The sequence below is a fragment of the Microlunatus sp. YIM B11417 genome (genome assembly GCF_059617205.1).
Map to the genome: position 1 here is coordinate 1,612,265 of NZ_JCAMPJ010000001.1, position 19,660 is coordinate 1,631,924.

Annotated in this window: 17 protein-coding genes; 8 read left to right on the plus strand and 9 right to left on the minus strand. The window is 70.1% G+C overall.

Features of this window, described 5'->3' with window-relative positions; all coding sequences use genetic code 11:
• The first annotated feature begins 46 nt into the window (after positions 1 to 46).
• Positions 47 to 643 (plus strand): TetR/AcrR family transcriptional regulator, encoded by a 597-nt coding sequence (locus AC6CCG_RS08055; RefSeq protein WP_496653971.1) that lies wholly within the window; start codon positions 47 to 49, stop codon positions 641 to 643.
• On the opposite strand, the gene AC6CCG_RS08060 is transcribed toward AC6CCG_RS08055, so the two are convergent.
• The 8 genes from AC6CCG_RS08060 to AC6CCG_RS08095 all read right to left on the minus strand — a co-directional run bounded on the left by AC6CCG_RS08060 (position 640) and on the right by AC6CCG_RS08095 (position 10,240).
• Positions 640 to 2,220 (minus strand): N-acyl-D-amino-acid deacylase family protein, encoded by a 1,581-nt coding sequence (locus AC6CCG_RS08060; RefSeq protein WP_496653972.1) that lies wholly within the window; start codon positions 2,218 to 2,220, stop codon positions 640 to 642. The genes AC6CCG_RS08055 and AC6CCG_RS08060 overlap by 4 nt on opposite strands.
• Positions 2,220 to 2,849, minus strand: a complete 630-nt coding sequence (locus AC6CCG_RS08065; protein WP_496653973.1) for a DapH/DapD/GlmU-related protein — start codon at positions 2,847 to 2,849, stop codon at positions 2,220 to 2,222. Before AC6CCG_RS08065 ends, AC6CCG_RS08060 begins: the two co-directional genes overlap by 1 nt.
• Entirely contained in the window at positions 2,846 to 4,210 is a 1,365-nt protein-coding gene (locus AC6CCG_RS08070; protein ID WP_496653974.1) for a hypothetical protein, read from the minus strand. Before AC6CCG_RS08070 ends, AC6CCG_RS08065 begins: the two co-directional genes overlap by 4 nt.
• A gap of 1 nt (position 4,211) precedes the next feature.
• Positions 4,212 to 5,843 carry a type 2 periplasmic-binding domain-containing protein gene (locus tag AC6CCG_RS08075; RefSeq protein ID WP_496653975.1) on the minus strand — a complete coding sequence of 544 codons (1,632 nt, stop codon included), beginning with the start codon at positions 5,841 to 5,843 and terminating at the stop codon, positions 4,212 to 4,214.
• A 5-nt stretch (positions 5,844 to 5,848) separates the two neighbouring features.
• Positions 5,849 to 7,195 carry a hypothetical protein gene (locus AC6CCG_RS08080; protein WP_496653976.1) on the minus strand — a complete coding sequence of 449 codons (1,347 nt, stop codon included), beginning with the start codon at positions 7,193 to 7,195 and terminating at the stop codon, positions 5,849 to 5,851.
• A gap of 13 nt (positions 7,196 to 7,208) precedes the next feature.
• Positions 7,209 to 8,261, minus strand: a complete 1,053-nt coding sequence (locus AC6CCG_RS08085; RefSeq protein ID WP_496653977.1) for a Gfo/Idh/MocA family protein — start codon at positions 8,259 to 8,261, stop codon at positions 7,209 to 7,211.
• 129 nt (positions 8,262 to 8,390) lie between these two features.
• A complete protein-coding gene (locus AC6CCG_RS08090; protein WP_496653978.1) occupies positions 8,391 to 9,314 on the minus strand; it encodes a helix-turn-helix domain-containing protein in 924 nt (307 codons plus the stop codon).
• An 89-nt stretch (positions 9,315 to 9,403) separates the two neighbouring features.
• Complete coding sequence (locus tag AC6CCG_RS08095) at positions 9,404 to 10,240, minus strand: PIG-L deacetylase family protein (protein ID WP_496654402.1); 837 nt, start codon at positions 10,238 to 10,240, stop codon at positions 9,404 to 9,406.
• A 48-nt stretch (positions 10,241 to 10,288) separates the two neighbouring features.
• On the opposite strand from AC6CCG_RS08095, the gene AC6CCG_RS08100 reads away from it, so the two are divergent.
• On the plus strand, positions 10,289 to 11,563 hold the full coding sequence (locus AC6CCG_RS08100) for a mandelate racemase/muconate lactonizing enzyme family protein (protein ID WP_496653979.1): 1,275 nt from the start codon (positions 10,289 to 10,291) through the stop codon (positions 11,561 to 11,563).
• Between the two features lie 10 nt (positions 11,564 to 11,573).
• Here AC6CCG_RS08100 and AC6CCG_RS08105 read toward each other — a convergent pair whose 3' ends face one another.
• Positions 11,574 to 12,887 carry an aspartate aminotransferase family protein gene (locus AC6CCG_RS08105; RefSeq protein WP_496653980.1) on the minus strand — a complete coding sequence of 438 codons (1,314 nt, stop codon included), beginning with the start codon at positions 12,885 to 12,887 and terminating at the stop codon, positions 11,574 to 11,576.
• 208 nt (positions 12,888 to 13,095) lie between these two features.
• Here AC6CCG_RS08105 and AC6CCG_RS08110 point away from each other — a divergent pair, with 208 nt between their 5' ends.
• The 6 genes from AC6CCG_RS08110 (at position 13,096) to AC6CCG_RS08135 (ending at position 19,647) form a co-directional block, all read left to right on the plus strand.
• A complete protein-coding gene (locus AC6CCG_RS08110) occupies positions 13,096 to 14,724 on the plus strand; it encodes an ABC transporter substrate-binding protein (protein WP_496653981.1) in 1,629 nt (542 codons plus the stop codon).
• A 36-nt stretch (positions 14,725 to 14,760) separates the two neighbouring features.
• Positions 14,761 to 15,717, plus strand: coding sequence for an ABC transporter permease (locus AC6CCG_RS08115; RefSeq protein ID WP_496653982.1), 957 nt, complete (start codon positions 14,761 to 14,763; stop codon positions 15,715 to 15,717).
• Positions 15,714 to 16,625: an oligopeptide ABC transporter permease gene (gene opp4C / locus AC6CCG_RS08120; protein WP_496653983.1), complete on the plus strand. Its 912-nt coding sequence runs from the start codon at positions 15,714 to 15,716 to the stop codon at positions 16,623 to 16,625. Before AC6CCG_RS08115 ends, opp4C begins: the two co-directional genes overlap by 4 nt.
• Positions 16,622 to 17,698 carry an ABC transporter ATP-binding protein gene (locus AC6CCG_RS08125; protein WP_496653984.1) on the plus strand — a complete coding sequence of 359 codons (1,077 nt, stop codon included), beginning with the start codon at positions 16,622 to 16,624 and terminating at the stop codon, positions 17,696 to 17,698. The genes opp4C and AC6CCG_RS08125 overlap by 4 nt, the downstream gene beginning before the upstream one ends.
• Before the next feature lie 65 nt (positions 17,699 to 17,763).
• Positions 17,764 to 18,792, plus strand: a complete 1,029-nt coding sequence (locus tag AC6CCG_RS08130) for an ABC transporter ATP-binding protein (protein WP_496653985.1) — start codon at positions 17,764 to 17,766, stop codon at positions 18,790 to 18,792.
• Positions 18,793 to 18,795: 3 nt separating this feature from the next.
• Positions 18,796 to 19,647 (plus strand): IclR family transcriptional regulator, encoded by an 852-nt coding sequence (locus AC6CCG_RS08135; protein ID WP_496653986.1) that lies wholly within the window; start codon positions 18,796 to 18,798, stop codon positions 19,645 to 19,647.
• Positions 19,648 to 19,660 lie beyond the last annotated feature (13 nt).

Genomic DNA, 19,660 nt, shown 5'->3' on the forward strand with positions numbered 1-19,660 from the left:
GACTAACCTAGCGGCACCCGGCGCCGAGGTCTATGCTGTGAGCGAGATGACTGACTCAGTCGATGTTGATCAAGAGTCGACAGCCGCCCGGCCGGGCAAGCGCGAGCGGCTGGTCGACGCGGCTTGCGATCTGCTGCACCGTCAGGGTGTCGCGCGCACGACGCTGGCCGACATCGCGCAGTCGGCTGACGTACCGGTGGGCAACGTCTACTACTACTTCAAGACCAAGGACGACATCGTCGCCGCCGTCCTCGACGTGCACGCGGAGCACCTGGCCGCCGGCGTGGCGGAGTTGGAGCGCCGGCACCACAGCCCGAAGGCCCGGCTCAAGGCGCTGATCCGGCTGCTCGCCGGCCGGCGCGACATCATCGCCCGGCACGGCTGTCGCTACGGCACCTTGTGCTCGGAGCTGACCAAGCGGCCGGACGGGGCCGACCCGAGGGCCGCGCCGTTGCTGAGGATCCCGCTCGATTGGGCCGAGCAGCAGTTCCGCTCCCTGCAACGGCGGGACGCCAGGGAGCTGGCCGTCGAGCTGGTCGCCTGCTTCCAGGGCAGCGCGTTGATCAGCAGCGCGTTCGGAGAGCCCGACCTGCTGGCCCGGCAGGCCCGCCGCCTGGAGCGCTGGGTGGACTCGCTGGCCTAGCGTCGTGGGCGACGCAACACCCGGCCGGGACGGGAGGCGGTCTGCCGGCCGTCCGTGATCACCGGGGCCCCGTTGACCAGCACGTGCCGGATCCCGTCCGGTCGCTGCGCGGGATCCAGGAACGTCGCGCGGTCGATCACCGTGGCCGGGTCGAACGCGACGACGTCGGCGGCCAGGCCGGGCCGGAGCCGGCCGCGATCGGTGAGGCCGATCCGGTCCGCGGCGTCGCCGGTCATCCGCCGGATCGCCGGCGCGAGGTCGAGCACGCCGAGGTCTCGTACGTAGCGGCCGAGAACCCGGGCGTGGGCTCCGTAGGCGCGCGGGTGCGGCAGCCGATCGATCCGGTACGGCAGCGCGGACCCGTCGGAGCCGATCAGGGCGTACGGCTGGCGCAAGAAGGTCACCATGTCGGCCTCGGTCCGGTAGCGCAGCACCACCTGCACCCGGTTGCCGCCGGTCCGGCACAACTCCAGCACCAGGTCCGGCTCGGCGACGCCCAGTTCGACGGCCGCCTCGGCGACCGTCAGGCCTTCCCGGGCGCCGCCCAGCCCGTCGGTCCGGGACAGGATCACCCGGTCCCACAGCCAGGGCACGCCGCGGCCCCAGCCCCGGGCCAGCTCGGCGGATGCGCGCCGCCGGGTCTCCGGATCGGCGAGCCGTGCCGCCATGGCCGCGACCCCGCCCGCCTGGACCCAGGCCGGCAGGTACTGGGTGAGGGCCGAGGCCGACGCGTCGTACGGATACACGTCGTAGGCCAGGTCGACACCGCCGGCGCGGAGCCGGTCGAACACCGCGACCAGGTCGTCCGCCCGGCCCCAGCGCTCCGGGTGGTTGATCGCCAGATGCGAGTACTGCACCCGGACGCCGGTGGTGCGGCCGAGCAGGGCGGCCTCCTCGATCGACTCGACACCCTCGTGCCGCGCGTGGCTGGCATACAGCGCCCCGGCCGCCGCCAGGGTCCGGCCGAGCTCGATCAGTTCGGCGGTGTCGGCGAAGCCGGACGGGACGTAGGTCAGGCCGGTCGACAAACCGAAGGCGCCCTGGTCCAGCAGTTCCGCCAGCAACCGCTGCTGGGTCCCGATCTGGTCGGCGTCGGCCCGTTCGGCCATCCCGGCGGCGGCGATCCGGAGCTGGCCGTGACCGACCAGCGGGGCGACGTTGATCGCGACGCCCCGCTCGGCGAAGGCCTCCGCGTAGCCGTCCAGGTCGGTCCAGGCCGGGTCGATCGGGTCGTCGCCGATGCCGGCCAGCAGCTCGAGTTGATCATGACGGTGCGGTGTCGTCAGTGGGTACGGGGAGAAGCCGCAGTTGCCGGTCACCTCGGTGGTGACGCCCTGGTGGACCTTGCTCTCGGCACGGCCGTCCAGCAGCACGCTGATATCGGAATGGGTGTGCACGTCGATGAAACCGGGGGTGACGACGAGCCCGGTCGCGTCGAGTGTGCGGGACGTGGCGACCGGGGTGCCGGGTGGCAGCAGCGCCTCGATCCGGTCGCCCTTGATCAGGACGTCCAGCGACCGGGCCGGTTCGCCGGTGCCGTCGAGGACCGTGCCGCCGGTGATCAGCAGGTCGGTCATCAGCGACTCGCGGGACGGCGGTCGGCGATCCGGCGGGCCGGCACCCCGGCATAGATCCCGTACGGCTCGGTGTCGCGGGTCAGCACGCCGTTGGCGCCGAGGATGCAGCCGGTCGCGATGGTGACGCCCTGCACCACCGTGGCGTTCGCGCCCAGCCAGACGTCGTCGGCGATCGTGATCGGCGCCGAGGTCGAGGGGGCCAGCGCCATCGGCTGATCGTGCCGGGCCGGATCGTGCTGCACCGAGGTGATCACGACGTGCGCGGCGATGTTGCAGTACGCCCCGAGCCGGACCCCGCCACCGCCGTAGAGCGCGCAGCCGGCGGCGAAATGGCTCTTCCGGCCGACGCTGATCACGCCGTCCGGGCCGCCGACCGAGAGGTAGCCGCCGGGATAGAAGTCGACCTCGGCGGCCAGCTCCAGCCGGCCGCTGCCCTGCAGGAAGCAGTTCGGGAAGAACGAGCTGTCCGGACCGATGATCACCTCGGTCGAGCCCTGGCTGTAGAAGCCGCGGCCGAGCCGGACCCGGTCGCCGACCCGGAACAGCTCGGGATGCTCGATCTGGACGTCCGGTTCGATCACCACGCCGGTGCCGCACTCGGCGAACCGGTCCTGCAGTCGTTCGGTCACGCGTCCTCCCACGCCTTCAGTACGGTCTCGACGAGGTCCTCGCCGGTGCCCGGCCTGGTCCACGAGGTCGGGCTGCGCCAGGTCTCGTACCCGCCCTGGGTGAAGGCCCGCCGGGTCGGCAGGTAGCCGAGATGATCATCCGCGAGCCCGATGATCGCGGTCAGCCGGTGCCGTGAGCGGTCCTTGAGCCGCAGCCCGTGTTCGACGAACACCTCGCCCGGCAGCGCGACCAGCCCCAGCCCGCCGATCGTGATCAACCCGATCGTCGTCGGCCGCTCGGCCGGCAGCCGGTCCAGCTCCAGCAGGTTGCGGGCGAACCGCTCCGCTACCGGTCCGGGCACCGGATTCCCTTGCGCATAACTGAACCACGCCGCCGGAACCTCAGCCCCCGCTACCGCGCCCTGAGTCTGTCGAAAGGTCTCGATGATCCTGCCCGCCAGTTCCCGATCACTATCGGTGACCGGATAGCGATGGGCCAGGAACGGCAGGCTCCTGGCGTCCACCGTGAGCTCGGACGAACGTTCGGCGAGCGCCGTGGCGGCAAGGGCGGCGCCGGCGACGGCCCGCGCGACCAGGATCGCCCGCCGGGTACCGGTGATCGGGACCCGACGCTCCGGGTCCACGTTGTTGATGTCGCCCGACGCACCGTTGCAGAGCACCGCGATCACGTCGTCGCCGAGCTGGGCCCGGACCGCCTCGGCGAACCTGCCGTAGTAGTCGGAACTGATCATGGTCTGGTCGTCGATGCCCACGTAGTGCAGGGAGAGGTTGGCCCAGAGTGCGATCGGCCGGCCGTCGGCGTCCTCGGCCAGCAGCGCGGTCACGGCCGGGTCGGTCGGGCCGGCCGGCCGTGGCTCGCCGGGCCGGTCGCCCCAGTGCGTGATCGCGTACCCGTCGTCGGTCAGGTAACGACGGTTGAAGCAGATCCCGTCGACTGTCGCCGAGCCGACCGCGATCGTGGCGGGCCGCAGTCCGGCGCAGGCCAGGATCGCCGACTCGGCGATCCGGCCGGGGAGTTCGTCGAGGTAGTGCGGGTCGACGGCGGCGCCGGTCTCGGTCCGGATCGTGGCGGGTCCGGTGTGCGTGTGCGTGCAGGAGATCACGATCCGGTCGGGTGGGACACCGGTCCGTTCGGCGATGATCGACTTTGCCAGGTCGGTCAGTGTGGCCGGCAGGTAGATCAGGTCGCAGGTGATCAACACCACCGGCGCGCCGTCGCTCTGGACGGCGATCGCCTTGGCCAGCAGGGGGCTCTCGACGTCGGAGGCGGTACGGGTCTCGAACAGTCCGGCCAGCTCGGTGCCGAGCGGCGGGGTGAGGTCGGTCTGGGCCGCCCCGACCCACAGACGTGGTTGCGCCATGTCAGCCGCCGGCCCGTTCCCGGTGTGCCGTCTCGTACTCGCTCCTGATCTTGTCCCCGCCACGCGACCGCCAGTCCGCCACCGCCTTGTCGAAGTCGGCCAGCGTGGCCCGGCCCATGATCACGTTGTCCCGGACGTCGTTCAGGGCGAGCAGCAGCCGGGCGCCCTCGCGGTCGTTGGTCGGCGAGTAGAGCCCGAGCGTCGGGTCCTTGTACGCGACCGGGATGGTCTCCTTCTGCACCGCGTACATCGCCTTCGTCTTGTCGATGTAGCCCGGGTTGTAGAGCACGTACGGCCCGCTCGACATGTACGCGAACTCGCCGCCCGGCTGCTCGGCGGCGATCAACTGATTGCCGATCGGCGCACCGAGCTTCTCGTCCCAGCTGAAGTGCGTCCCCTCCTCGCCGTACTGGCGGAAGAGGTACTCGGCGGTGCCGAACGGTGTCGCCAGCCAGTCCAGCACCCGGAGCAGTTCCCGGACCCGGTCCTCGGAGTCCTGCTTGGAGATCCCGCAGAGGCCGCTGATCCCCGGCCCGAGGCGCTTCGGGGCGACTCCGCCGCCCTCGGCCAATGGCGCCGCCAGGAAGCCCATGTCCATCCCCGGCAGGTTCTGCCGCAGCACACCGCTGTAGCCGACCCCGCCCCAGGCGAAGAACACGACGTTGCCGGACTGGTAGAGCTGCGGCGCGTTGATCTTGCCGAACGCGTCGGGATGGATGACGCCGGCCTGCCACTGCTTGATCGTCCAGTCCAGCGCTGCGTGGTACTCGTCGGTCTCGTGCATCAGCCGGAACGCTCCGTCCTGCTCGGACCAGTTGTTCGGCGCCTCGAACATGGCGCAACCGAAGTGGTGCAGCACCTGCTCGGCGTTGCCGAAGGCGTACCGGTTGGCGGCGGCGTCGGTCACGCCGCGGGCCAGCTCCTCGACCTCCGTGACGTCCTTCGGCTGCGGGTTCAGCCCGAGCTTCTCGATCACCTCGTTGCGGGTGATCCAAGTCGGCGTGCCGACGATGTTCTGGGGCGGAATGGTGAAGATCCGGCCCTTGAAGACCGTGTTCTGCCAGGTGGCCGGAGGCAGCGCGGCGAGGAAGGGGTAGTCCAGTCCGGCGTCGCCGGACAGGTAAGGGGTGAGGTCGGTGAACTTCGCCTCCAGCACGTCGGGGAGCCGCGGGTAGGCGGGGCTCAGCCGGACCAGGTCGGGCAGTTCGTTGCCGGCCAGGGCGGTGGACAGCCTGGCGTCGTAGTCGGCGCTCGGCGTCATGTCCACCTGCAGTTCGCAGCCGAGCCGCTCGTTCAGCCCTTGCCACCAACGGTTGTTGGCCATCGGGGTGGGTGCCTGGACCGAGATGCTGATCATGGCCGTGACGGTGCCGCCGGCCGCCGGCTTCTCCGGTACGGCTTCGGGCGCCGGGCGTGGATAGGTCAGGAAGCCGTCCGGTACACCCTCCGGGGTGCCCGGCAGGTCCGGCTTCACGCCGTCGTACTTCCGGTAGGTCGGCGGCGGCACCGGTGCGTTGTCACGGCCGCTGGTGGTGCCGGTCGGGCCGGCCTCGGTGCAGCCCGCGAGAGCCGGTGCGGCGAGCGCCGCCAGGCCGGCTCCGGCGAGCAGTCGCCGGCGGTCGAAGGTCTCCATGATCATCATCCCTTCCAGAGGCGGTCCAGCTCCTCGGCTGTCACTGCGATCAGATCCTCACCGGTGCCCGGCGCGGTCCAGGAGATGCTGCTCCGCCAAGTCTCGTACCCGCCGTCGGCGAAGGCCGCCCGGGTCGGCAGGTAACCGAGATGATCATTGGCCAGCCCGACCACGGCGGTGATCGGGAACGGGCTCGCCGTCTTGATCGCCAGGCCGAACTCGACGAAGATCTCGCCGGGCAGCGCGGCCAGGGCGACGTCACCGATGCCGATCACGCCGACGACGCTCTGCTGGTGCTCCGGCAGCGCGGCCAGCTCAGCGAGTTCTCTGGTGTAGTAGGGAATCAGCGACTCCGGGATCGGCATCCCCTCGACATAGCTGTAGCCGGCCGGCAGCGGCTCACCGGCCGTGATCCGTCGGGCCAGCGCGAGGTCGGCCTCGCTGACCGGCCACCGTCGCGCGGTGACCGGCGCCAGCCGGGCGGACAGTCGCGGCGCCGGATCCCGCCGGCTCATGGTCGTCGCGGTCAGCGCCGCGCCGAGCACGGCGTCGGCGACCAGGACCGACCGCCGGGTGCCGTCGACTTCGACCACCCGGTCCAGGTCGATGTTGTTGATGTCGCCGGAGGCGCCGTTGGTCAGGATGCCGACCACGTCGTCGCCGAGCAGGGCGGCGACCCGCTCGGCGAAGACGCCGAAGTAGTCGGAGGAGATGGCGGCGGGCTCGTCGACGCCGACGTAGTGCAAGGAGAGGTTCGCCCACAGCGCGAGCGGCCGCCCGGCCAGGTCCTCGACCAGCAGCGCGGTGACGGTCGGGTCCACCGGCCCGGCCGGCCCGACCAGGTCGTCGCGGCCGTACCCGGGATTCATCTCCACGCAGCCGTCGGTCCGCCGGTAGCGGCGGTTGAAGCAGATCCCGCTCACGGTGCCGGTGCCGGCGGCGATCCTGGCCCCGACCAGCCGGTCCAGGGCGTCCGCCGCGGCCTCGGCGATCTTGCCCGGCAGGGTGGCCAGGTAGGCCTGATCATTGACCCAGGAACCGGCATGATCGAACGTCGCCGGGCCGTAATGGGTGTGGGTGGCCGAGATCAGCACCCGGTCGGCCGGCACCGCGTGCCGTTCCATGATCAGCCGTTTGGCCTCGTCGACCAGATCGCCGCGCCGGAACAGCAGCAGGTCGCAGCTGATCAACAACAGCACGGTGTCGCCCTGGGCCAGGGCGAGCACCCTGATCTTCAGCGGACGCTCCACCCGGACGGAGGTCCGCGGCTCGAAGCTGCCGGCCAGCTGGATGCCGACCGGCGGCGTGATGTCGGCCGTCGCCGCGCCGGCGCGCAGCCCGCTGCTGGTCATCGTCCGCTGATGATCATCGGCCGGTCGGTGCCGGCAGCCGGTCCAGTCCGGGCGTCCGCCACGGGTCGCCGAACCCGAGCCCGGTCAGGTCGGCGACGACCCGCTCGCGTTCGGCCTGGTAGAGCCGCCAGATCACCCGCAGGCCCTGCAGCGACGTCGGTCCGTCGGTCGGCACCGGCGTCCTGCCCTCCACACAGTCGAGGAACTGGCCCAGCTCCCGGTCGACGTACTTGCGGTGCTGATCGGTCCGGCTCAGCGTCTTGACCCCGGAGCGGGTGTAGATCCGCAACTTCCCGGCCCGGAGATCCGCCTCGAGCATCGCCTCGGTGCCGTGGGCGTGGATGCTGTAGCCGAGCTTGGTGCCGCGGGCGCCCCAGGTGCCGAAGTGGTAGCCGAGGGCTCCGTTCGCGAACTCGAGCGAGACGTTGCTGGTGCCCTCGCCCTCCAGCCACGGGGTGCCGCGCCGGGTGCCGACGTGGGTGCCGCTGACCGGGTCACCGAGGAACCAGAGCAGCAGGTCGATGTAGTGGCAGCCGTGCGAGAACAGCTGGCCGCCGCCGAGCGTCGCGGCCGAGTGGGCCCAGTGGCCGTCGGCGTACTGGGTGCGTTGTTCGGTCCAGATGGAGATCTGGAACACCTCACCGATCTGGTTGGCGTCGAGCAGCCGCTTCAGCTCGACGACCAGCGGGTGGTAACGCATCGGGTAGGCGACCATCAGCGTCCGGTCGACCCGTTCGGCGTGCTCGATCAGGTCGAGGCATTCGGACTCGGAGAGGGCCAGCGGCTTCTCCATCAGGACGTGCTTGCCGGCGGCCAGCAGGTCGGAGCCGATCTCGTAGTGGGTGTGGTGCGGCGTGACCACCAGGGCCGCGTCGATGTCGTCCAGCACCTCCGTGTGCTTGGCGGCGGCGCGCGCGCCGGGGAACCGGGCCGCGGCGGCCTCGGCGCGCTCGAGGACGGGATCGACGGTGGCGACGATGTCGAGGCGGTCGGCGAGCAGGTCCATCCCGCTCGCATGGGTGCCCTCCATGCCGCCGCAACCGATGATCGCCAAGCGATGTTTCATGATCAGCCTCCCCGGGCTCGTGGCCCGTACAGCAGAACAGGTGACTCACACAGTAGAACGCTGCCGAGGCGAGGGCAACGGCTCCGCGGGCGCTCCGAAGGTCTGCGTGCGCCGAAAACTCCTGTCACATCAAGGGATCCAGCGGATCGGCTCCCGATCGTCGGGCGTCGACCGGCGGAGTCGTTCGACCCGCTCGGCGATCCGGATCCCGGTCGCCGGACCTGGCCCGGGACCGAGCACGGCGGCGATGACCGCAGCCAGGAAGGTCGCCCACTCGATCGAGGGCGGCGGCGGGCCGAGGCGAGCGTCGGTGCGGCCGAGCCAGTCCGTGATCACGTCGCTGTCGGTCAGATCCGGACCGGAGACCACCACCCGCAGCACGGCGCCGTCCGGCCGGCTCGGCTGGAGTTGATCAAGGAACTGTTCGAACTCGAGGTCGCGCCGTTCCGGGAAGCACTCGTCCTTCGCGTCCTGGGCGTCGAGCACGGAGAACAGATCGTCGAAGGTCGCGGCCGGGGGCGGGGCGTCCGTCGGGTCGCCCGTTCGCAGCCAGTACGCGAACGCGCCGTCGCCGCCGTTCAGATAGAGCCCGCCGAACCCCGCGATCTCGCCGGCCAGCACCCCGGCCTCGGACCGGAGCCGGTCCGGCCGGACGACGACGCCCCAGCGCCGCCACACCCGGCGTACGGTCGCCGCGCTCAGCCCGAGCCGGCCGGCGAGCCCGGCGGCGGACCAGTGGCCCGTGGTCGGCGGGGTCGCGGTGGCCAGCAGGATCGGGATCTCCGGCGCGGGCGGGCGTCCGGACCGGGGTGCGTCCGCGAGCCCCTCCACCCCGTCGCCGGCCACGCTGTCCTGAACCGTCTCGAACCGGCGTCGCCAGCGGGCCACGGTCTGCCGGGCGATCCCGAGTTCCGCGGCGATGGCGACGTCGGACCGGCCCTGATGGGCCAGCAGGATGATCTTGGCCCGAAGCGCCGCCGGGCCGCCGGACTGCGCCGTGTGGCGCAAGGAACTGATCGTTGCGGCGGACAACGGCCGCGGTTCGACTGGCACTCCCTGACCCCGATGTGAGTGGTTCGCGGTGTTAGCGGACTTATTGTCGTCCGTCCGGCCGGGGTCCTTCCGATCTTGTGACCCAACCGTTACCCGGCGGGGAAGTCGGCTCTCAGATCGATCTGCGAATAGCCGACGTGCCGGGTCAGCGGGTCGTCGGCCAGGGCCGCGTCGGTGACCGGGAGCAACGGTCGGGTCTCGTTGTAGCAGCGCACGAATGCCTCGGCGAAGTTCACGCCGGCGACCCGCCCGTGCTCGCCGTTGTTGGACTCGATCAGTTTCCGGGCGAACAGCCCGTCGTAGCCCTGGGAGGCGAAGCAGTCCATCGCCGCCACCTTCTTGGCGATCACCGGCGTGATGTCGATGTAGAGATCGTTCCGGGAGCCGTGCAGGCTGAGCGCGTCGGCCGTGAAGACCGGGTAGGAGGTGAAGAACACCTGCCGCACGTTGACCTCGGCGGAGCCGTCCAGGTTCTTCAGGAGCCGTGCCGCGCGGCCGATCGCCGCCAGTGCGGTCATCGTCGCCGCGGTGTGCGTGTTCGCGGTCTGGGCGGCGTTCAGCGGGTAGTCGCAGATGATCACGTCGGGTCGCTCGCGGGCGATCAGCTCGGCGGTCTGGTCGACCAGGTCCTCGTGCACCCGGGCGATCTCGTCGTCGTGGTCGAGCGTGTGCACCCGGGCGATGCCGATGATCCCGGCGGCCCGGTCCAGCTCGGCCTTCTTGTTCGCGATGATCGCCGCGGTGTCGGCCTGGACGATCTCGGAGTCCGGGTCGTCCTTGCGCCACTCCTCGGCGTACTTGTTCGGATGGATCCGGCCGCCATGGGTCAGGATCAACGCGACCACCTCGTCGCCCGCCTCGGCGTGCCGGGCCAGGGTCCCGCCGCAGTTGGTGATCGTGTCGGCGGGATGGGCGTAGATCGTCATGATCTTCACAGGTACGGATTCAACGCAGAACACCATTCCATGTCAAGGGTGCCGTTCTCGCCGCCCGGCTGCGATCATGGAGCGATGATGATCACCGAGGTCCGATCGGTGCTGCTCACCGGCCCGTGCACCGACGATCCCTGGCTCAGCGTCTTCAAGCAGTCGCGCAGCGTCGCGTTGATCGAGATCGTGACGAGCGCCGGCGTGGTCGGGGTGGGGGAGACCTACGCCGGCTACTTCTTCCCGGAGAGTGTGCCGCTGATCGTCGACTACGTCCGGCCGATCCTGGTCAACGCCGAGCCGTTCGACGGCGAGAGCCTGGACGTCGGGCTGCTGACCGGCCGGCTGCGCACCTGCTGCCAGTACTGGGGCCGGACCGGGCTCGGTGCGGCCGTGATCTCCGGGATCGAGGCGGCGCTGATCGATCTTCAGGGCAAGCTGCTCGACCTCCCGGCGCACCGGTTGCTCGGCTCCGACGCCGCCACCCCCGAGTGGCTGCCCGCCTATGCCACCGGCGGCCCGTCGCCGTGGCCGGAGGAGCGGCTGCTCGAGAAGGTCGATTTCTATCTGGGGCTGGGATTCACGGCGTTCAAGGTGGCCTCCGGCTACCTCGACTCGGTGACCCGCGAGGAGCTTCCGGCCGGTTCGCCGGCGGCCGCGGCCGAACTGGAGGCGGCCAAACTCGCCCTGCTCCGTGATCATGTCGGCGGCGAGGTCGGCATCCTGTTGGACGGCCACATGGGGCATCGGGAGGGCCCGGACCGCTGGGACGCGGAGACCGCGATCATGGTCCTGGACGCGATCGCGCCCTATCGGCCGGTCTTCTTCGAGGAGCCGCTGGCGTACCACGATCTCGACGGGTACGCGGAACTGGGCCGACGGTCCGCCGTGCCGGTCGCCGGCGGCGAGCAGCTGTCCAGCTACGCCGAGTTCCTGCCGTTCCTGCAGCGGGAGGCGTTCGCCGTCGCCCAGCCGGACGCGGCCTGGCTCGGCATGATCGACTTCGTCCGGGTCGCCCGGCACCAGCACGAACTCGGCCGCTCGGTCGCGCCGCATGCCTGGGGCGGTGGTGCGGCCGTGCTGCAGAACGTGCACGCCGCCTTCGCCGTACCGAACACCGCGATCGTCGAGCTGCCGCCGGCCGCGGGACCGCTGCACACCGAGCTGTGGGGCGACGCACTCGAACTGGTCGACGGGCAGGTGTGCCGGCCGGACCAGCCCGGCCTCGGGGTCAGGCTCACCGAGGACCTGAAGCAGCGCTTCCCGTTCCGGCCCGGGATGGAGGAGTTCTCCAGCGTGCCCGGGAAGCTGATGCGCAGCTGACGCGTTGCGGCTAGCGGGACTTGGCCAGTTCGGTCAGCGCCGACTCGGCCGCCTCCAGGGTCTGGTCGATGTCGGCCTGGGTGTGGGCGCCGGAGACGTGGTTGCGCTTCAATGACAGCGGCAGCATCAGGACGCCGCGGTTGATCATGGCGCGATGGAAGTCGACGTAGGCCTGGTGATCGTTGGCCAGCAGGTCGCGGTAGCCGGCCGGGCGCTCCGGCGTGAAGTACAGGTTGAACACGCCGCCGAAGCCGGCCGCGTGCGCGGGCAGTTCGAGCTCCTCGACGATGCGGGTCAGCCCGGCCCGGAGTTGATCACCGAAGTCCCGGGTCCGGGTGTAGAAGTCCGGATGCTCCGCGAGATGGTCCAGGGTGGCCAATGCGGCGACACAGCCGAGCGGGTTGCCGTTGAACGTGCCGGCCAGCAGCACGTCGCCGCCGCGGCCGTTGAAGTGCTCCATCAGGTCTCGCCGGCCGGCCAGCCCGCCGACCGGGTAGCCGTTCGCCATCCCCTTGCCGAACGTGGTCAGGTCCGGCGTCACGCCGCAGAGCTGCTGGTAGCCGCCCAGCGCGTGCCGGAAGCCGGTGATCACCTCGTCGAAGATCAACACGGTGCCGGTCGCGGTGCACAGCTCGCGCAGGCCCTGGACGAACTCGTCCGTCGGCACCAGGGCGCCGACGTTGTGCGGGATGGGTTCCAGGATGATCCCGGCGACCTCGCCGTCGTGCTCGCCGAGCAGCGACTTCACCGAACCGAGATCGTTGAACTCGGCGATCAGGGTCGAGTCCAGGGCCTCCGGCAGGATGCCGGCGGACAGTGGGTCCATGCCGTACGCCTTCTCGGGCGTCGAGATCACGTTCCGGGCCACCGGGTCGTGCCAGCCGTGGAAGCCGCCCTGGAACTTGATGATCTTGCGCCGGCCGGTCGCGGCGCGGGCGAGCCGGATCGCCTGCGCGGTCGCCTCCGAGCCGCTGACCGTCGCGATCATGCTCTCGGCACTCGGGATGATCGAACAGATCCGCTCGGCCAGGGCCACCTCCAGTTCGGTGACGCCGAGACCGGAGAGATCCAGACCACCGACCGCGTCGCGGATCGCCCGGTTCACCGACTCCACGTTGTGGCCGAGCAGGATCGCCCCGAACGCCGCGTGGTAGTCGAGATAGTCGTTGCCGTCGAGATCGGTCACGTACGCACCGGAGGCCGACGCGAAAGCGTACGGTTCCCCGATGTAGCGCGTGGCCGAGTTCACCCCGCCGGGAATGACCCTGGCCGCGGCGTCGGCCAACGCACGTCCCCGCGGTACGTCGGATGGCTGCCGGATCATCGAGACCTCACCTTCGCCAGTAACAGAGTCGTTACGTGGAATAGTGTTCCATACCGTTCCGTTTCTGGGACTATAGCTGAGGCGCCCGAGTCGGTTCAATCGCAGGACCACGGGGTGCACCGGGCGATGCTTGACCGTGTCGCCGTACGTGGAATACATTTTCATGATGTCCGGGGGAGAGCCGGACCTCGCCGAAGTGAGGTAACCGATGAAGAGACTCACCAGGTTCGGGCTAGGCCTCTGCGTTGCCCTGGTCCTCGCCGTCACCGCCTGCACCGGGCCGGCCACCGAAACGCCGGGGGCACCGGGAACGGGCAGTGGAACCGCTGCCGGCGGGGGCACGGTCAACATCTATCTGTACCAGGAGCCGGCCGGCATCTTCGGCCCGCTGGCTCCGGCCAGCGGTCCCGACGGTCAGGTCAACTCGTTGATCTTCCAGGGCCTGCTCGGCGCCGACCCGAACTTCGAACTGCAGCCGATCCTCGCCGAGTCGTACGAGATCAGCCCGGACGCCAAGACCTTCACGTTCAAGCTGAAGTCCGGCCTGAAGTGGAACGACGGCGAACCGCTGACCTCGGCCGACGTGCTGTTCACCTACAACGCGGTGGCGAACCCGAAGGCGAAGAGCGCCGCGGCCAGCATGTTCAGCAGCATCGTCGGGGCGAAGGACGTGACCGCCGGCAAGGCCGACACGGTCTCCGGCATCACCGCACCCGACGACCAGACGATCGTGGTCAAGACGGCCGAGCCGAACTTCGGCCTGCTGGCCCAGATCGGCCCGATCCTGATCTTGCCCAAGCACGTGCTCGGCGACATCCCGATCGGTGAGCTGTACGACAACGAGTACTTCCGCAACCCCACGGTGACCAGCGGCCCGTTCAAGTTCGTCGAGTACAAGACGAGCCAGTACGTGCACGTGGTGGCCAACGAGAACGCGAACCCGAAGCCGAAGCTCTCCGAGGTCTACCTCAAGCCGATGACCTCCGACGTGGCGACCGCCGCGCTGGGCAACGGCGAGCTCGACGTCGCGACGGTCTCGCCGCTGGACCTGGAGACGATCCAGGGCTTCGACCAGGTGGCGGTGCAGGAGAAGCTCGGCGCCGGGTTCGTCCGGCTCGGGCTGAACCAGTCCCGGGACTACTTCAAGGACGAGCGGGTCCGGCAGGCGTTCCTCTACGCGGTGAACCGAGCCGACCTGGTGCAGAAGGTGCTGCTCGGCAAGGCCGGGGTGCAGAACTCCGACTTCTACGGCCCGCGGGCGCCGAAGGATCTCAACGAGTACGCCTACGATCCGGCGAAGGCGAAGCAGTTGCTGGCCGACGCCGGTTGGGACTCCGGCAAGGAGATCGACCTGATGTGGGTGCCGGGTCAGCGGGACCGGGACGCCAGCGCGACGATCGTGCAGAGCCAGCTCAAGGAGGTCGGGGTCAACGTCAAGCTGCGCCAGGTGCAGCCGTCCGAGATCACCAAGATCTACTCCGACAAGGACTTCGACATGGTCCTCTACGGCGGCGGCAACTACGCGATCAGCTCCGACAACGTCTCGGTGATCACCTCCTGCGACAAGTGGTACCCCAACGGCGGCAACATCAACTACTTCTGTGATCCGGCGCTGGACAAGATCATGAAGGAGGCCAACGGCACCGTCGACGAGGCCAAGCGCAACGAGCTGTACGCGCAGGCCGCCAAGATCTCCAACGAGAAGGCCGACCTGTTCTGGCTGTACAGCCCGATGGGGCTGTGGGCCGTGAACAAGCGGCTGCAGGGCTTCCAGGCCCCGGGCTCGCAGGAGGTCCAGTTCTGGGATCCGGCCAGCTGGTCGATCAGCGGCCAGTGATCTTGGTGGGGGGATCATCACGGTGATGGGACACGCGTGGGCTCGTACCTGATTCGACGCCTGCTGATCAATCTCGGAGTCTTCTGGGTGATCAGCGTCGCGATCTTCGCGCTGACCCGGGCGACGCCGGGCGACCCGATCGCGATGATGATCCCGCCGGAACTGCTCAACTCCGGCTCGGCGGACTACATCGCGGCCCGCCGAGCCGAGTTGGGCCTGGACCAGCCGGTGGTGCTGCAGTACCTCCGCTGGGCCGGCAACGCGCTGACCGGCGACCTCGGCTACTCGATGGTCAACGGCAGGCCGGTCACCGACCTGCTGCTGGAACGTCTCGGCCCGACGATCGAGCTGATGGGCGTCGGGATGATCTGCTCGATCCTGATCGCGTTCCCGCTGGGCATCGTCGCGGCGGTCCGGCGGAACACGTTCGTCGACTACATCGCGACGTTCTTCAGCCTCGGCATCGTGGCGTTCCCGGTCTTCTTCATCGCCCTGGTCGCGATCTTCGTGTTCACCCTGCAGTTCCCGATCCTGCCGTCGTCCGGGATCACCGACCCGACCGACCCGACGCTGCTCAACACGCTGCGTCACCTGGTCCTGCCGGCGTTGATCCTCGGCATCGGCAACTCGGGCCGGCTGATGCGCTACGTCCGGTCCAGTCTGCTGTCGGAACTGGACTCCGACTACGTCCGGACCGCGCGGGCCAAGGGCGCCTCGCCCCGGCTGGCCGTCCTGCACGGCCTGCGCAACTCGCTGATCCCGGTGATCACGATCCTGGCCTCCGACCTGTCCCACCTGGTCGCAGGCGCGGTGGTGATCGAGCAGATCTTCGCCTGGCCGGGGATGGGCCGGCTCGCGGTCACCGCGGTCGCCCAGAACGACTACTCGGTGATCATCGGGTTCGCGCTGGTCGGCGCCGTGATGGTGCTGGCGTCGAACCTGCTGGCCGACATCCTCTACACCGTGGTCGATCCGAGAGTGAGGCTGCAATGACCGTCGCACCTCTTGCCACGGACGTCGCCGCCGCGACCGCTCCCGCTCGCGGCGGCCACCGGTCGCCGGGCCGGATGGCCGTGCGCCGGTTCCTCCGGCACCGCGCCGCCGTGGTCAGCCTGGTCGTGCTGGCCCTGATCATCATCGCGGTGCTGTTCGCCGACGTGATCGCGCAGCATCAGCCGAACGCGACCGACCTGTCGGCGATCCGGGCCAAGCCGAGCGCCGAGCACTGGCTCGGCACCGACGCGACGGGACGGGACGTCTTCGCCCGGTTGCTGCACGCCGGCCGGGTCTCGCTCGGCGTCGGGCTCGCGTCCGCCGCGCTGGCGGTGGTGCTCGGCATCGTGCTGGGCAGCCTGGCCGGCATGTTCGGCGGCTGGGTGGACGGGTTGATCATGCGGCTGGCCGACATCTTCCTGTCCTTCCCGTCGCTGGTGGTGATGATCGTGCTGGCCGGCATCCTCGGCCCGAGCGTGGTGACCATGATCATCGCGATCGGCGTCTTCCAATGGCCGATCTGCGGCCGGCTGGTCCGGGGCAGCGCCCTCTCGGTGCGGGAGAACGAATACATCCTGGCCTCCCGGGCCACCGGTGCGCACCCGTGGTGGGTGATCACCCGGCACATCCTGCCCGCGGTGCTGCCACCGGTCGTGGTGGCCGGCACGCTCTCCGTGGCCGGTTCGATCGGGCTGGAGGCGACGCTGTCGTTCCTCGGCCTCGGCATCCAGCCGCCGACCGCGAGCTGGGGCAACATGCTGAACGAGGCGCAGTCGCTGACCGTGATCCGCAACCAGCCCTGGCTGTGGCTGCCGCCCGGCCTCGCGGTCGCGGTCACCGTGCTCGGGGTCAACTTCATCGGCGACGGTCTGCGGGACGCCCTGGATCCGAAGCAGGGCGGACGATGACGGCCGAACTGCTGAACGTCACCGACCTCGCCGTCGAGTTCCGGACCGAGGACGGCACCGTGTACGCGGTCGACGGGATCTCCTTCCAGGTCAGGGCCGGCGAGCTGCTGGCCATCGTCGGCGAGTCCGGCTCCGGCAAGAGCGTCACGGCACTGTCGGTGATCGGCCTGCTGGACCGCAAGGCCAAGGTGGCCGGATCGATCGCGCTGGACGGCGAGGAACTGACCAGCGCGTCCGAGCAGCGGATGCAGGCCGTCCGCGGCGGCCGGGTCGGGATGATCTTCCAGGACCCGATGACGGCGCTGAACCCGGTGATGACGATCGGCGCGCAGCTGTCCGAGGCGATCCGGCTGCACACCGGCAAGGCAGGTCGGGGCGTGCTCGACAAGGCGGCGGTACGGGAGCGCTGCATCGGTCTGCTCGAGTCGGTCGGGGTGGCCAATCCGGACCAGCGGCTGCGCCAGTACCCGCACGAGTTCTCCGGCGGGATGCGGCAGCGGGCCATGATCGCGATGGCGATCGCCAACGACCCGGACCTGATCATCGCCGACGAACCGACCACGGCGCTGGACGTGACCATCCAGGCCCAGGTGCTTGATCAACTCCGGAAGGCGCAGCGGGAGACCGGCGCCGCCGCGATCCTGATCACGCACGACCTGGGCGTGGTGGCCGAGCTGGCCGATCGGGTGATCGTCATGTACGCGGGCCGGATCGTCGAGTCGGCCGGCGTCCGGGAGCTGTTCCGGCAGCCGCGGCATCCGTACACGATGGGGTTGCTGGCGAGCCTGCCGACGTTGGACTCCGAGCTCACCCGGCTGCACCCGATCCCGGGCAGTCCGCCGGACGTCAGCCAGCCGATCACCAACTGCCCGTTCCACCCGCGCTGCCCGCTGGCCGTGGATCGCTGCCGTACCGAGGATCCGGGGCTGGTCGAGGTCGCCGACGGCCACCTCGCGGCGTGCTTCCGTACTGACGACCTGATCGGGCGGACGCCGGAGCAGGTGTTCGTGCGGACCGTCGTCGAGGCGGAAGAGCCGGACGAGCCGGTGACGGCGACGGAGGCGGCCCGATGAGCACCCCACGACGCAATTCTCCTCCGCTGCGCTCCCCCGAATTGCGCCGCGGGGACCCCGAAAGAGTGACCGAACTGTTGCGCGTCGAGGGCCTGGTCAAGCACTTCCCGATCCGCCGGGGCGTGCTGCGCCGGCAGGTCGGCGTCGTCCGCGCCGTCGACGGGCTCGACTTCGGCGTCGCCGCGGGCAAGACGCTCAGCCTGGTCGGCGAGTCCGGCTGCGGCAAGTCCACCACCGGCCGGCTGCTGGCCCGGTTGATCGAACCGACCGAGGGCCGGGTCTGGCTGGAGTCCGACGAGCTGACCGCGCTGCCGCCGGCCCGGCTGCGGGCCCGCCGGCGGGACATCCAGATCATGTTCCAGGACCCGTTCTCATCGCTGTCGCCGCGGCTCACCGTCGCCGAGATCATCGCCGAGCCCCTGCGGGTGCAGGGCTTGTACCGCAGCGGCGGCCGGAACCGGGTGCTCGAGCTGCTGGAGCTGGTCGGGCTGCGCCCGGAGCACGCGTACCGCTATCCGCACGAGTTCTCCGGCGGTCAGCGGCAGCGGATCGGGCTGGCCCGGGCGCTCGCCCTGGAGCCCAAGGTGTTGATCTTGGACGAGCCGGTCAGCGCGCTCGACGTCTCGGTACAGGCGCAGGTGGTGAACCAGCTGCAGGATCTGCAGCAGCGGCTCGGCCTGGCCTACGTCTTCATCTCGCACAACCTTTCCGTGGTACGGCATCTGTCCGACCAGATCGCGGTGATGTACCTCGGCATGATCGTCGAGCAGGGCAGCCGGGAGCAGCTCTACCAGCGGCCGCGGCACCCGTACACGAAGGCTCTGTTGTCGGCGGTGCCGATCCCGGACCCGGACCGGCGCGACGATCGGGAACGGATCCGGCTGACCGGCGACGTGCCGAGCGTCAGCAACCCGCCGAGCGGCTGCCGGTTCCGGACCCGCTGCTGGAAGGCGCAGGACGTGTGCGCCACGACACCGCCGCCGCTGGCCGAACTGACCGCGGACGGGCACCTTTCGGCCTGCCACTTCCCGGAGAACGTCGATCCCGCCACTAGCATGCGAACGACCGTCGATTCTCAACGTCAGGAGGGCTGAGCCGTGGCCCGTAACGTCTCATCCGCCAAGCAGCCGGCCCTGGACGACAGCCGTCCGGCCTCGGCGAACTATCACGCGAACGCGCTGGCCCGGGGCCTCGGCCTGATGGAACAGCTCGCCGCGGCCGACCGGCCGCTCACCCTGAGCGACTTCAACAGCACCACGAAGCTGCCCAAGAGCACGCTGGTCCGGCTGCTGTCGGTGCTGGTCGAGCTGGAGTACCTGGTGCGGATCGACGAGCAGCCGTCGTTCCGGCTCGGCCACAAGGTGCAGCACCTGGCGTCGGCCTACCGGGCGTCCCTGGACATCGCCGACGTCACCGGGCACTACCTCGCCGAGGCCGCGGCCGAGACCGGCCACACCTGCAACCTCGGCGTGCTGGACGGCGATCAGGTGCTGCACCTCTGCGTCGAGGAACCTGACCGGCCGTTGCGGTTCAACGCCGCGCCGGGCTCTCGTGATCATCTGTACTGCACCGGTCTGGGCAAGGTGCTGCTCGCCGGGCTGGACGACGAGGCCGCGTCCCGGCGGCTGCCGGCCGCGCCCTGGGAGGGCTTCACGCCGTCCACGATCACCGAACTGCCGGAGTTGCTGCGGGAGCTGAAGAAGGTCCGCACCCGCGGGTACGCCATCGACGACAACGAGCGCAGCACCGGTCTGCGCTGCATCGCGGTCGGGATCGAGATCGACGGCTCCGTGCTCGCCGCGGTCAGCCTGTCCGGCCCGGCCGCCGAGTTCGGCCCGGCCCGGCAGAAGGAGTACGCGGGCGTCCTCGCCCGGCTCGCCGATGCGCTCGGTCAAGATCAGGATTTCGTCGTCGCGATCAGCAATCTGACCGCGCAGCTGCGGGTGTGATCACCACCCGAAC

Excerpts from the sequence above, each read along its gene's own strand:
- AC6CCG_RS08055 (WP_496653971.1), top strand. The coding sequence starts at position 47 with ATGACTGACTCAGTCGATGTTGATCAAGAGTCGACAGCCGCCCGGCCG.
- AC6CCG_RS08060 (WP_496653972.1), bottom strand. The coding sequence starts at position 2,220 with ATGACCGACCTGCTGATCACCGGCGGCACGGTCCTCGACGGCACCGGC.
- AC6CCG_RS08070 (WP_496653974.1), bottom strand. The coding sequence starts at position 4,210 with ATGGCGCAACCACGTCTGTGGGTCGGGGCGGCCCAGACCGACCTCACC.
- AC6CCG_RS08075 (WP_496653975.1), bottom strand. The coding sequence starts at position 5,843 with ATGGAGACCTTCGACCGCCGGCGACTGCTCGCCGGAGCCGGCCTGGCG.
- AC6CCG_RS08080 (WP_496653976.1), bottom strand. The coding sequence starts at position 7,195 with ATGACCAGCAGCGGGCTGCGCGCCGGCGCGGCGACGGCCGACATCACG.
- AC6CCG_RS08085 (WP_496653977.1), bottom strand. The coding sequence starts at position 8,261 with ATGAAACATCGCTTGGCGATCATCGGTTGCGGCGGCATGGAGGGCACC.
- AC6CCG_RS08095 (WP_496654402.1), bottom strand. The coding sequence starts at position 10,240 with ATGACGATCTACGCCCATCCCGCCGACACGATCACCAACTGCGGCGGG.
- AC6CCG_RS08105 (WP_496653980.1), bottom strand. The coding sequence starts at position 12,887 with ATGATCCGGCAGCCATCCGACGTACCGCGGGGACGTGCGTTGGCCGAC.
- AC6CCG_RS08110 (WP_496653981.1), top strand. The coding sequence starts at position 13,096 with ATGAAGAGACTCACCAGGTTCGGGCTAGGCCTCTGCGTTGCCCTGGTC.
- opp4C (WP_496653983.1), top strand. The coding sequence starts at position 15,714 with ATGACCGTCGCACCTCTTGCCACGGACGTCGCCGCCGCGACCGCTCCC.
- AC6CCG_RS08125 (WP_496653984.1), top strand. The coding sequence starts at position 16,622 with ATGACGGCCGAACTGCTGAACGTCACCGACCTCGCCGTCGAGTTCCGG.